This window comes from Pseudomonas sp. SIMBA_068 (assembly GCF_046534705.1).
GTDB lineage: Bacteria > Pseudomonadota > Gammaproteobacteria > Pseudomonadales > Pseudomonadaceae > Aquipseudomonas > Aquipseudomonas putida.
On the sequence record NZ_JAWRYI010000805.1, the window covers coordinates 1 to 262 of the forward strand.

Here is a 262-nt window from a genome sequence, read left to right on the forward strand (position 1 = left end):
GGCCAGCCTCTTTTGCTTCATACAACCCTAAGTCAGCTTCTTCTAATAATGAATGCTCTGAGGTTGAGCGGCCATCTTCCATAGTTGCAACGCCAATACTGATAGTTATGCATTGTGCATTTAACGATGTTTTGTGCTCTATATTTAATTTGTTTACAGCATTTCTGAGCTTATTTGCAAACGCAATTGCTTCCTCTTTAGATACATCAGGTAAAATAGCCGCAAACTCTTCCCCACCGTAGCGGGCAATAAAGTCACTTCC

At 41.2% G+C, this 262-nt stretch carries 1 protein-coding gene; it reads right to left on the minus strand.

What is annotated here, in order from left to right; genetic code table 11:
• Positions 1–262, minus strand: a 262-nt coding sequence (locus tag SB756_RS31530; RefSeq protein WP_410913430.1) for a GGDEF domain-containing protein, incomplete at both ends; no start/stop codon positions are given.